Raw genomic sequence first — 12,383 nt, 5'->3', positions numbered from 1 at the left:
ACGCACTGCATCTTTCGGGCCAAGTGAAGCTGCTCTCAAAGTAGAAGCCTCAGTTTACCAGCCCCTGCTGTCGCTCGCTCGCCCACTGCCAGCAAGCGACCCGCAAAGCTTTTCAGACGATCGTCTTTATTAGAGTTCGATTAGTGAAGATCAGTGTTCCCCATTTCCTTCACCTCGCACGTAGTCCTCTCAACTGAAAACTTTGGAACACTCATCGTCGCTAATCGAACACTGATTTTATCGAACTCGATTCAGGAGCAGGTGATGAAGGTCAGAGCACTGGAATGGTTGATAGTCGAACGGCTCGCAATGTGTTGTGTCGCAAAACCAGCGGGGAATTGGAGACTTGTTACCGTTTCAATCAAAAATGCGACGTCGAAAACCTGCATTTTCACCGATGTTCGACGCGAAAAAGCTGTAACAGGGGTCTTTGGAACAGGTGTGCTACTAGCTGCGGTGATGTTCGCCGTGGCATCGAAACCACCTTTTCGGAGCTGACGCCCATGTTCTCACACGTAGTACCATTCTTCCAAACCATCTTCGCCTTGATTTATCGCTTGCTATTTCAAAACGAATCGCCTCGATCGCAACAACGCGAGGACAATCGAGCGAGCTTGAGCTTGGAGACCCTCGAACGACGCCAACTCATGGCTGGCGACTTGGGCGGCAACACCTTCAACCAAGCCAACGATATCGGCACCGACCGTGATCGGACGATCCAGGAATACGTTGGACCTCGGGATACCAACGACTTCTACAAGTTCACGCTCACCCGGCGATCGACGGTTGATGCCGCCATGTCCGGCCTCGGCGCTGACATTGACCTGGAACTCTACAACGCCAACCGTTCCCGACTGGCATGGTCCACCAACGGTGGCGCAAGGAACGAATCAATCAGCCGCACGTTGGATGCTGGCACCTACTTCGTGCGAGCCTACCCCTACGGCGCTGCCAGCAGCAACTACACGCTCGACCTCGCCATCGAAGCAATCGCTGCTGTCGCCCCCGATCACGCTGGTAATTCGCTGGCCGCCGCCCGAAACATCGGCACACTTCGCGGTGCCGTGACTTTGAACGACTTTGTCAGCACCAGTGGCGACAGGGACGATTACGTTCGCTTCACGCTTGCCCAAACCAGTGACGTCGCGATCACGATGACCGGCATGACGAATGACGCGGACATGCAATTACTCAACGGCTCTGGCACCACAATCGCCAGCAGCGGAAATTGGGGATCGAACAACGAGTCGATGAGTCGTCAACTTGCTGCGGGTACCTACTTCGTACGTGTCACCGCCTACCAAGGCTCGACGAACTACTCGCTGCGGCTGCAAGCTGACGCCGTCGTCTCGACGCCACCATCGAAGGTCGCTGTCCAAGCAACGGCAACCGCCAGCAATGCAGTCCGCCTGAACTGGAACGATGCAGCCAATGAGACCGAATACCGCGTTTGGTACTGGAACAATGGCTGGCAGAAACTCGACACACTCGGCGCGAACACAACAAGCTACACCGCAACCGGACTCGCGGCCAACGCCCGCCACCACTTCGTCATCCAGAGCGTCAACGCCGCCGGGATCACCAACTCCGAATTGACGTCGACCGTCACGCCAGCCGCCGTCGCACAATCCACGCTGGCAATCCCAGTGAACTGGTGGGGTGGTGCTTACACTACGGACAATGGTTTCCGAAATCGTGGCTACGCCCCCGCTCGTTTCGGTGCAACCTACTTGGGAACTTCCGCAGGCAACTGCACTTGGTACGTCGAAGGCCGCATTCGCCAAACCGCTAACGTCACCGGCATCAACGCCAGCCGCCTCAACGGGTTGACCGGCAACGCAAACGTCTGGGAAGCCAGAACGTCAATCTTCCAAGCGACCTCCACGCCGCAAGTCGGTGCGGTTGCCCAGTGGGATGTCGGCGGGTACGGCCACGTTGCTTTCGTCGAGCGCGTCAACGCCAATGGCTCGATCGAGATCTCCGAATCGTCCTACGTGCCCAACCCACAAAGTAACCCCGGCGCCAACTTCGAGTATCGCACCCGCACGATTCGTCCAGGAGCCACCGGCGGCGTCTTCGCCGCCTGGCCCACCCGCTTCCTGGTCGTTCGAGCGTAGAGCACGCACATCAGACTGACGCAACTTTCGACGGACTCGGACGTCCGTCAAACGGTCCTAATTCGTTTTCCTCCTTCCCAAGCGTTTCAATCTCTTTTCTTCATTAGTGTGCGATCAGCGCGGATGAGTGTTCCCAATCTCCTCGTTACGTTTCAGTTCAATCTTTTGGAACACTCATCTTCGCTAAATGCACACCAATCTTTTTGACCTCGGTTGAGGAGCAAGCGAACAGCACGGCTGCTCGCGGACGACTTCCAGGGACACTGCTGTTACGAGAACCTGATCGACGGACGGCAGGTTGTTACAGCCAGCATGGAATTGTCGGCGGATGAAAAGGCGGTTTTCCTGCTGTTTCGGGAAAGTCCACCATCCAAATCCTGTAACAAGCGTCCGCGTAACAACCAAGTAGATACAGACAAGCATCCAACAACCGTAGCCAAATTCCAATCCAAAGCAGCCCAGATGAACAAATCCCGGGATCAGCACGACTCCGATGACGGCGACGAACCGACAGATTACTTCAAGTTCCACATTACAGGAGCTGGGTCTATTGACCCTAGCCTCGCTGATATGGACGACGATCTCGGCTCCTTGCTGCTGGATGCAAACATGGAAAGGTTGTTTCCGCCCACACCGAAACCTGAGAGTACTCCGTGAACCTCGCCACGCTCCCTATCAACGCCCCCGATGGCATCGCAAGTGCATTGTCATGCCTGAAACCGTATGGCAATCGGCGTGTGGCGCAGCGTAACCGAGCGGGCGCAGGTATTTTATGTGTTCATTTACAGCGACTGTGTCAGTCTCTAGCCCAGCTTGCTCAGCGACCCACGCGACCGCGAGTAGCAAAAGAGCAACACCAACTAGCAAACAACATCGCGTCGTCCGACTCAGGGATCGACACAGCGAAACAAAGGAAACAAATGCAGATTTGGGTAAACGGCCTGATTTCCGGTGCGAGCATCGCTCTGCTTGCGCTCGCGTTTCAGGCTGTCTATCTGCCGACTCGCGTCTTCTTTATCGCCCTCGCAGGAATCTATGCCGCCGTCCCTTTTGTCGCTTTAAGCCTGTTAGACGCAACGGGGACTTGGTGGCTTACGGCACCCGTCGCGGTGATGGCCGGGCTGTCCCTAAGCCTTGTCGCCGAACGAGCGATCCACCTGCCGCTGGAAAAGAAAGGTGCCGCCAGCGGTGCCCAGCTCATCGCTTCCTTGGGCGCTTACATCGTCATTGTCCAGGCGGTCGCGATGATTTGGGGCAACGATCCGAAAAGCCTCAGGCGCGGACTGGACTCGGTGTCTCATCTTGGCAGCGTCATCGTCACTGGTGCTCAGTGGGTGTCGTTGATCGGGGCGACCGCTGCGATCGGCGCGTTCCTGATCTTTCTGCGTCGATCCGATCTTGGTCTTCGCCTCCGTGCGTTGGCCGACAACCCATTGCAATTTGCTTTGTACGGTCACAACGTTCATCGCTATCGCTTGCTGTCCTTTGCGGTTGCCGGTGCGCTTGCGTCCATCGCCGCGTTGGTGTCTGCCTATGATTTGGGATTCGATGCTCACACCGGGCTGCATGCGATCCTGCTCGCCGTGGTGGCCGTCATCATCGGCGGACGCAGCACTTTCATTGGTCCAGTCGTCGGTGGTTTGATCCTGGGCCTATTGCGTTCGCAAGTTGTCTGGCACATGTCCGCCCGCTGGCAGGAAGCGGTCTCGTTCGGCCTGCTTGCGGTCGTGTTGATTCTGTTCCCACATGGACTGCTTGGCCGTCGACAACGCCTGGAGGCCGAATGAACTACTTACTGCACCTGATCGTCTACTTCGACATCTACTTGATCGTCGCCCTTAGTCTCAATTTGGTCGTCGGTTACGCAGGATTGCTGACGCTTGCTCACGCAGGCTACTACGCCGTGGGCGCTTACGCATACGCGCTTTTGTCTGTCAATTTGGACTGGGGTTTCGTGCCAGCCGTCGCGGTCGGCATCTTGGTTTCCGCTGCGTTGAGTTTGGCGGTTTCGCTTTGCTCCTGGCGACTCAAGGGCGACTTCTTTGTCTTGGCGAGTCTGGCCGTGCAAGCCTTGATCTTCAGCGCCCTGTACAACTGGCACAGCGTCGATGCACCGCTTGGCTCGCTGCGTAATTTGACCAATGGACCGTTTGGCATCGTCGGCATCCACCGACCCAGCTTGTTCGGGTACAGCATTGTGTCACCGATTGCGATGGCCGCTTTTGCAAGTGTCGTCGCGGCTTTGTGCGCCCTCGTTGTTTGGAGGCTATCCGATTCCTCCTGGGGGCGGGTGCTCGTCGCGATGCGAGAAGACGAGCTCGCTGCACGAGGGTTGGGCAAGAACACACGTCTACTAAAAGTCCAAGTCTTCGCGATTTCATCAGGCTTGGTCGCGATCGCCGGGGCACTTTATGCCAGCCATGTCCGATACCTCGATCCAACTTCAGCCACACTCGACGAATCCATCTTGATGCTCAGCATGGTCGTCGTTGGCGGCGTCGGTAACTTTCGCGGCCCCTTCGTGGGAGCCGCAATCCTGGTGGGATTACCCGAACTCCTGCGATTTTTGTCGCTGCCCGACGCCCAGGCTGCGAATCTAAGAATGTTGATTTACGGCCTGATGCTGATCCTGATGATGCACTTTCGACCCCAAGGGGTCGCAGGTGAATACCGGGTTGAGTAGCCGAACTATCGCCCGAGGTAGCGTTTTTGCTACCCTGGGTTGCCGAGCAACTGACAGAAATTGACCATGACCTTGTTTTGGTCCTGAAAACGCTGTTTTTGGAAAACTAATAGGCAACGGCACGGCGAGTGCGTTAGCCACGTTCGCTACCGGTACGCAAACACAAAACAAGCATCACATGGTCACCGCAACAACCACCGCACCCACGAAAACGCCACATCGCGGTAGCGATGTTGACGTGGTGTTGTCGGCTTGCGGGATCACTAAATCCTTCGATGGCAACGCCGTACTGCGAGGCGTTGATATCACGCTTGGTCGAGGTCAATGCGTGTTGTTGACGGGTGAAAACGGTTCGGGCAAAACAAGCCTCATCAATATCCTCACCGGCAACCTACAGCCTGACCAAGGCGAAATCACCTATTCGATCGGTGATGAGCCAACAACCTTCACATTCCCACGGGGTTGGTGGCAAGAACTCAATCCTTGGAATCACTTCCGTCCCGAGTTCGTCGCCCGAGCCGGTGTTGGTCGGAGCTGGCAAGACGTGCGTCTGTTTGGAAGCCTATCGTTGCGCGACAACCTCGCGATCGCCACCCCAGACCAACGAAGCGAAAGCCCGCTGCGATCACTGTTCGGGTCGCACGCGAAGTCCGAGCATACTTCTACCGTCCTGGACGAACTTGGATTGGTCGATCGCGACGACTCGTCCGCCGACAAAATTTCGCTTGGCCAGTCTAAGCGTGTTGCCATCGCGCGAGCGATTCAGGCCGGTGCGAAAGTGCTGTTCCTTGACGAACCACTCGCTGGACTGGATCAGCAAGGTATCCAAGATGTTCTGGTTTATCTGCGACGTTTGATCCAGCAGCATCGTGTCACGTTGGTCATCGTCGAGCATCTCTTCAACCAGCATCACCTGTTACCCATCGTCACCCACCGATGGTCGTTGGCCGATGGTATTTGTGACATCGCCGAGTGCGACGAGCAAACACGGCGATCATCTCAGCCAATCTCATCGACCCGTGAAGCCTGGATCGAAGCGTTGATCGGTGAGGGCGATGAAGTTGTCGAAGAGACGCTTGTTCGCTCCGCCACGCTAACCCGCATCCGCACGGCAGATAGCACCTTCGATGCCCCCAGGCCCGCGTTGCAAATCACCGACCTTGTGGTCAACGTCGGTGCGAGACAAGTGATCGGTGTCGGCGAAGACGGCAGCACGTCGCCGCTGTCTCTCACGCTCATGCCAGGAGAGATCGGCATCTTGCAAGCTCCCAACGGTTGGGGCAAGACAACTCTGCTCAACGCAATCATCGGTGCGATCCCCATCGAGCAAGGCTCAATCACGATTGACGGACAGCAAACGATCGCGACCGAAAGCGAAGACGCTCGCGCAAGCAGCGTCTCCTGTATCACCGCAAGCAGTGCGTTATTTCCCGACCTAACCTTGAAAGAGACAGCATCGCTCGCTGGCGTGGCGCTACCTGAGATGTTTCGAGGCCGCGAGAAACGTAAATGTTCAACACTCAGCGGCGGTGAACGCCAGCGATTGGCGCTCGCCTTATCAAAGTCGAACTCACTCAACATCTACGACGAACCCCTCAACGGACTCGATGACGGAAAGTCCTTCATCGAAACGTGCAAACAAATGACATCCCAAGGCAATGCGGTTTTGATCCTTGTACCTCAAAAACCAATATAGAAAGTAAAGTCTCATGAATAACAAAGTAATCGGCGGCTTGCTCTTAGTCGCAGCGATCGCCGCTATTGGCTTCTTCGCATCTCGTCAGCCTGGCAACACGACGAACTCCGAAGGTGTTCATGTAGCGGTGAACATTCCGCTGACTGGCCCAGTAGCAGGCTTTAGCGGGCAGTACGCAAATGGTCTTCAAATGGGAGTGGATGATGCTTGCGATGAACTCGGCGTTGATCGAGATCAGATCATCTTCGATATCCAGGACAACCGGGGCGAGCCGCAGACCGCCGCAACGATTGCTCAAAAGCAGGCGGCGAATGGATTTGATGTCTACATCTCAGGCGTTTCGCAAATGACAAAAGCGGTTGCACCCATTGTTGATGATGTGTGTGACGTACACCTTACGGTCAGCTACGATGCACACCTCGCTGAAACCCCCAAGAATCGAATGCGAATCCTGCCTCACTTCAAGGCGGAAGGTCCGGTCTATGCAAACTACGCCATAAGCAGAGACGCTAAACGCGTGTTCGCATTCACACTAAACAATCCTGAAATCCAGGCTGAGTTTTCAGAATATGTACAACCGGAGCTTGAGAAAAACGGTATCGAGTTCACGAGGGAAGTATACGAATTTGGGCACGACGACTACCGCACGCTTGCACTCAAAGCAAAGTTCGCAAAGCCGGATGTCATCTTGGTCGCCGGTTTTTCATTGCACGTTGCTCCAATTTTGGACGCACTGCGAAGCGAGTCCATGCTTGAAGACGGTAATGTGCTGTGCATCATGGACTTCAACGAACTACTAACAACCAAAGAGTCTTTTGAAAGATACGAGGGAATCGCGTACATCGCTCCTCCGTTCGGCTTCCCGCAACACGTGGACAAACGAAGTGAATGGTCGGACAAATTCAAAAATCGCTTTGGCGTTACACCGAATTTCATTCCGGCTTTTGCATACGACACTGGGCGAATGATCGTGCAAGCTTATGCCGATTCCAATACTGTCACTCCAGCCTCGCTCGAGAGCGTAACGCCATTTGATGGAGTGGCTGGCGAAATAACGCTTGATGAGTATGGCGATCTCAGTACCCCTTTAGGAGTGCTAAAAGTGAATGCAGAAGGTAGTGTCGACATAATTGACGTGACCAACGACGGTGACAAGGTACTCAGAAAGGCTGGTTAAATGTCAATCGAGTTTCGGCATTCCAATCGCGATCTCGCTGTGTACTCAGACTTGTACGCGACAAACAGTTCAGCAGAGTCCCGAATGGCTGCAGCATGCAGTCACGCAAAAGTACTGCGGCGAGAAATCGAAGAGCACTGCCCGGGTCTAAGCTCACACACATGTGTTCTAGATTTGGTGTTTTTACTTCCGAGAGAGGGTGTGCTTTTCTCACGTGGGTACGTTTCGTCACCGACATCGGTCGGGACGAACACATACAATAAAATCATTTTGGATCTCGTCGAAAGTGGTAGCGACATCGCAGGTCACCCAGTATTTCAGGTTGGTCTCCCACATGACAACTCCAACGCCCCATCTACGGAGGATGAGCTGGAGCAGTTTCAGGAATCTCTGAAAACAACGGCTGAAATTTCACAGCGGTATTTAGCGGGCACAGTAGGAGAAGAGAACCGATTGCATGCGAGCGGCGCAGCATATCAAGAGCCCCGCAGTGAGTGGTGTACTCGTACATGGGAAGTCCCACGTTCAAACGCACAGAATCAATATGGTGGTCGCGGTAAACGAATAGAAAACTCATTCGCAACCCTCGTTGACAAGCTGGGCTCGAAGGCGAGCAGCCTAACCTCAATGAGAGGCGAGCCTGTAAAGTTTTTCTATGCTATCCCGATTGCTTGGTGGAGTCTCTCGCTTGAAGAAAAACCGAAGTGGCAAGCGTCTACATCGGCTTGGGAAGCTTCCCCCGGAGGAGGCCTGTTTTTCGGTTCTTCAAGAGAGCTGACATCAGAAGAAGCTCGGTTTCTTGCGAGCTACTGCGCAGACTCGGTGGGAGCCGGATACCGGCATGTACAGGCGTTAGAACAAGGTGAACGCACTGGAGCCGAAGCGGCTGTTGACGTTTTTGCGCACCAAGTCCGAACGTTAGCGGGCAAGGTGTCGAATGGTTGGCTGGTCAACTCAGAAGATTGGAATGCGTTAGAAAAACCAGATGGTTTTCGTGGCGATAAAGTCATCCCACTGCCGCAATTGTACGAAGCTGTAAGTTCAGTATTGACGCTTTGGTCAATGAGCATCGAACCAGATCACCTCTTTCCCCGGCAGGTACGCGAACAGTCGGCCAGTAATGAAAGCGTCTGCAATGAACGGTTGATTCGATTTCCACCAGAAAACGTACATGATATCGCGAGGTACGCGATGTTTCACGCACGACAATCAGTACTAGTAGGTCGATGCGAAAACCTGAAACTGTCGAACCCAGAGAGCCTTCGGGCGGCCTGGAGACAGGTGAATCGAGGGACTAATATCGCGATTGAATTTCTCAGCGACGAACGCAGTTGTTTGATTGACAAGGACCACTTCGACGACAAATTTCGCCTCGACAAAGACGACCCCGTAAGCATTGCGCGATTCTCAGAGCTATCTGGCGTGATGAGACTGATGACAGTTCTTTTTGAGAATTTCCTTCAGTCCACCAATCAAGAAGACAAAATCAAAATTCACGCAATCGCCGATACAGAGCTTGGTGGCATCACCCTGACACTCTCATTTGCAAACCCGCGTGGCCGAGTATTTGAGAGAATATCCAAAGCAAGCCACGTTGGTGCAAGGAGTCGATCCGTCATTCGATTTATTGCAGAAAAATTTTTGAACGGGTGCGAAGTGCAAATCAAAGACAATGAGTCAGACTCAGAGTGCAGAGAGTTCAAGTCCATTATGAATATCCGCAACATTTCCTGGATTGAAAACTAGCGATGCTAAAAGTCTATTTGTTTGAAGACAACGATATGGATTACGCCGCACATTGGATGGATGAGGTAATCCCTGTTGACGGAAGTCTCACCCGTGAAGTGTACGGAGTAGACACTCCTGTCGCATGGCATCCCGTGTGGAACAACTTTCCTTCCGCTCCCCTCGCCTCAAGCCAGATCTGTATTCCCACTGCTTTGCGGATTAGAGACAACGCAGATGTCAAAAAGTCTGCTGATCAGATATTTGTTGAAGCACTTGATTCCTGCTGCAATGCTTCTGGGCTTTGCCTGTTCTTTTTTGACATGGAGTTCAAGCTTATCGAGCTTGAAACGCGGCATCTTGATGTACAGCTGAAAAGAATGGACGGGGAAGATGAAGGCAGTTTTGCTCTGCGACAGACTATGTTTCGACAACGAGTGGATTCATGTCTTGCTGCAGCGACGGGAAAATCAAAATTATCTGATCAACTAAAATATCTAAATGAAAACATTCTGCACGGAATGCTCTTGGTGGTGCACGCATTAGCCAATGAGTACGTGGACGCGGATTTCATCCTTGCAACGCAAAAAACCCCAAAGCATGAAGTAGGCCGACTGCGCAATGTTGGTAGGGATGTAGCGATATGCCATACGCTGTCGAAGAATGATCATGGTGAAACACCGGCCGAAGAGGTTCATAATGCATTGGATGAGTTTTGCAAAAAAAGGACCATCACTTTAAAGAACCTGTTCTGGCCGGAATACTCGAAAAACTGGTTTACTTCCAAGAGTAGTGAGGATCGCGAGAAATTTCCAATTCCGCACGACTTTCCGGTATTTGCGGAATGGTACAAGGGCGATCTGAAGCTAGATAGCGAGCTCGCAACCTATCTTCGGAGGCTCGCTGCGTATGGATACCGATTGGGTCATCCAGAAGAACCTAGTGTTGCGATTACCCAACTTTATGAATCCTTGGATGCTGACGTACGGAATTCTATTGATCAAATCGTTCTACGATGGTTGGAAGAAAAGTGGGTTTATGAAGCTTTGAAGGCGTTCGTCGGAGGACGTGCGTTGTTGGGAACGGGTGAAAACCTTCCTACCACGGCAACATTTATTTTTCCGCTCTTGGCCTCAACGGGTCCGGTGGCGTTTGCGCGAGAGATCGCGAGAATGAAGCCTGACAATATGTGCCCTGAGATGATACTTGCTGACAAAGAATCATATCAGCGAGTAATAAAAAAGAGCTTCTTCTTGTTCAAGAGTGTCGTCCGTGACGAGGGCGGAGCGGAAAATTCCGTGACAGCTTCTCTAGATGCTGTTGGTGACTTTGGCTATTTCTCGGTTGAAGTCGGTTTATCGTGCGTGAGAGGAGTTGCCGACAATGATGACAAGCAGCCGCTACTGAGCATGACACAACTTCCAACCAAGTTCCATAACGCTCGCAAAGGAGAGACATTGGATGCGTTGAACGCATTTCAAAACGATTGTTTTCTCGGACTTGACCAAGATCGTTCGGTGTTTAACTGGGTGCTGCCGGGGAAGTCCGCTGGCGCAACCGAATTCAAAATTGGAGTCGTGAAGCGTGTCTGAAATAAAATTCTTGGTTTTGGATTCAAAGAGTCGTAAGACCGAAGCAATCAAATTGATTGCTTCGGTCTTCGATGAATCGAAGGTCGTGCCCCACCACGGAGACAAGTCCCTAGTTGAAGGATTTGGTGTTTCTAGCGCGACGGAAGTTGCAGTTGTTCATCGAACAGATTTAGGTGAAGAGTGGATATCGTCTAACGAATCTGTTCGGTCAACTTTGAATGGTGCATCCGTTGTCGTTGCCTACACAGGTGGGCAAGCGGGGCTGCAAACTGCCGAATTGCGAGAGTTTGCCGAAGATCAAAAGTACGCTAACTCTGATCGCTGGTACGCTGCAAATGTCGGTTTCGGCAAACCCAACGTTCCAGATGACGAGGGTTGGCTTGAAGTATTCAAATGGGCAGGCGATCCCGATCGTTCAACCGAGAAACTTCCCAGGCTTTTAGATCCTCCAGAGAGGACACAGCGTGAGCACGTTCTTGCAGTGTCGCTGTTTTGTGAGGCTTTTCTGCTGTCTCACGCTTATCCTCCTTTCGATGCTGCGGGAGTGGGTTTAGCACTTGGCGAAGATGCCAAGGGATTAGCGTTGGATACGTTTCAGACCCAGGAGAAAAGTGAGTGGTTCGAGCAGCCGAGCGAATGGCGGAATCTGTTCGGAACTGGACTTCTGGCGAAGCTGGAGGGAGAAATGAAGAAAGATTCGTTCGAGCGAATGGGCGATGTTTGCAAGTTCGTTTCTAAGCTGGACGATTGGAACGGACGTGACGAGATGTCGATTGGTTGTGACGAAGTGAGCAAAGTTTTTGAGCAGCTGCAAGCGGAGCTAAAGTCATCATGAGTTCTCAAACTTGGTTTGGGCGGCGGGGGGATTTCAATCACCAGTGGTTGTCCAATAATTACTTGCTGCGGCTGCGATGCTGGGTGGCGGATTTGGAATCGGGAGACGCTGAGGCTGATCCGGATTTTGAAGAGTCGTTTGTTCATGACACGCTGCCCCAGTGGGATCGGCGGTCGGTGGAAGCTCGTGCGTTGATTGACGAGGCGGTGGATGTGCTTTCGCCTCGGCGGTTGTGTGATCAGATTCCGCTCAAGCGGATGCCTGATGAACAGCGTCATTTTTGGGCACCGGTGTGGCATCAGTTGTGGCTGGGACGGACCCAGCATGTTCGTGATCGGGCCACCGCCGCGATTGATGCGGTGGATGCCGCTTACAAGGAACTCTGCGAATGCTTGGCTGGCTGCCCCGTGCCGTCGACTCCCGGTTCGGCTCGTGAGTGCTTGCCGGTGGCCAAGGAGTTTGCGACCGCTTGCGAGGAACTACAAGCGGCCATGGAATTGCTGCCAAAGTCGGCACGCTGGTGATCCTTCCCCGTTCTACGTAACCGTTCACCAGAAC

Annotated in this window: 10 protein-coding genes; all 10 read left to right on the top strand. The window is 53.3% G+C overall.

What is annotated here, in order from left to right; all coding sequences use genetic code 11:
- Positions 1–503 precede the first annotated feature (503 nt).
- Complete coding sequence (locus NB063_RS28890; RefSeq protein WP_250932652.1) at positions 504–2,117, top strand: pre-peptidase C-terminal domain-containing protein; 1,614 nt, start codon at positions 504–506, stop codon at positions 2,115–2,117.
- Positions 2,118–2,429: 312 nt separating this feature from the next.
- The gene (locus tag NB063_RS28885; protein ID WP_250932650.1) at positions 2,430–2,774 is read left to right on the top strand and encodes a hypothetical protein; all 345 of its coding nucleotides are present in this window, start codon (positions 2,430–2,432) and stop codon (positions 2,772–2,774) included.
- A 263-nt stretch (positions 2,775–3,037) separates the two neighbouring features.
- Positions 3,038–3,904 carry a branched-chain amino acid ABC transporter permease gene (locus NB063_RS28880; protein ID WP_250932648.1) on the top strand — a complete coding sequence of 289 codons (867 nt, stop codon included), beginning with the start codon at positions 3,038–3,040 and terminating at the stop codon, positions 3,902–3,904.
- Positions 3,901–4,800 carry a branched-chain amino acid ABC transporter permease gene (locus NB063_RS28875; RefSeq protein WP_250932646.1) on the top strand — a complete coding sequence of 300 codons (900 nt, stop codon included), beginning with the start codon at positions 3,901–3,903 and terminating at the stop codon, positions 4,798–4,800. The genes NB063_RS28880 and NB063_RS28875 overlap by 4 nt, the downstream gene beginning before the upstream one ends.
- 178 nt (positions 4,801–4,978) lie before the next feature.
- The gene (locus NB063_RS28870) at positions 4,979–6,496 is read left to right on the top strand and encodes an ATP-binding cassette domain-containing protein (protein ID WP_250932644.1); all 1,518 of its coding nucleotides are present in this window, start codon (positions 4,979–4,981) and stop codon (positions 6,494–6,496) included.
- 13 nt (positions 6,497–6,509) lie between these two features.
- The gene (locus NB063_RS28865) at positions 6,510–7,673 is read left to right on the top strand and encodes an ABC transporter substrate-binding protein (RefSeq protein WP_250932642.1); all 1,164 of its coding nucleotides are present in this window, start codon (positions 6,510–6,512) and stop codon (positions 7,671–7,673) included.
- Between the two features lie 270 nt (positions 7,674–7,943).
- Positions 7,944–9,419 carry a hypothetical protein gene (locus NB063_RS28860; RefSeq protein WP_250932640.1) on the top strand — a complete coding sequence of 492 codons (1,476 nt, stop codon included), beginning with the start codon at positions 7,944–7,946 and terminating at the stop codon, positions 9,417–9,419.
- Positions 9,420–9,421: 2 nt separating this feature from the next.
- Positions 9,422–10,990 (top strand): hypothetical protein, encoded by a 1,569-nt coding sequence (locus NB063_RS28855; RefSeq protein WP_250932638.1) that lies wholly within the window; start codon positions 9,422–9,424, stop codon positions 10,988–10,990.
- The gene (locus tag NB063_RS28850; protein ID WP_250932636.1) at positions 10,983–11,825 is read left to right on the top strand and encodes a hypothetical protein; all 843 of its coding nucleotides are present in this window, start codon (positions 10,983–10,985) and stop codon (positions 11,823–11,825) included. Before NB063_RS28855 ends, NB063_RS28850 begins: the two co-directional genes overlap by 8 nt.
- Complete coding sequence (locus NB063_RS28845) at positions 11,822–12,349, top strand: hypothetical protein (RefSeq protein WP_250932634.1); 528 nt, start codon at positions 11,822–11,824, stop codon at positions 12,347–12,349. Before NB063_RS28850 ends, NB063_RS28845 begins: the two co-directional genes overlap by 4 nt.
- Positions 12,350–12,383: the final 34 nt, after the last annotated feature.

Origin of the sequence: Aporhodopirellula aestuarii (genome assembly GCF_023701485.1) — a bacterium.
Lineage (GTDB): Bacteria > Planctomycetota > Planctomycetia > Pirellulales > Pirellulaceae > Rhodopirellula > Rhodopirellula aestuarii.
Note: the sequence above shows the minus strand (reverse complement) of the source record. Positions and strands in the feature narration are given on the sequence as shown.

Coding starts and splice junctions, on each gene's coding strand:
- NB063_RS28890 (WP_250932652.1), top strand. CDS start 504: ATGTTCTCACACGTAGTACCATTCTTCCAAACCATCTTCGCCTTGATT.
- NB063_RS28885 (WP_250932650.1), top strand. CDS start 2,430: ATGGAATTGTCGGCGGATGAAAAGGCGGTTTTCCTGCTGTTTCGGGAA.
- NB063_RS28880 (WP_250932648.1), top strand. CDS start 3,038: ATGCAGATTTGGGTAAACGGCCTGATTTCCGGTGCGAGCATCGCTCTG.
- NB063_RS28875 (WP_250932646.1), top strand. CDS start 3,901: ATGAACTACTTACTGCACCTGATCGTCTACTTCGACATCTACTTGATC.
- NB063_RS28870 (WP_250932644.1), top strand. CDS start 4,979: ATGGTCACCGCAACAACCACCGCACCCACGAAAACGCCACATCGCGGT.
- NB063_RS28865 (WP_250932642.1), top strand. CDS start 6,510: ATGAATAACAAAGTAATCGGCGGCTTGCTCTTAGTCGCAGCGATCGCC.
- NB063_RS28855 (WP_250932638.1), top strand. CDS start 9,422: ATGCTAAAAGTCTATTTGTTTGAAGACAACGATATGGATTACGCCGCA.
- NB063_RS28845 (WP_250932634.1), top strand. CDS start 11,822: ATGAGTTCTCAAACTTGGTTTGGGCGGCGGGGGGATTTCAATCACCAG.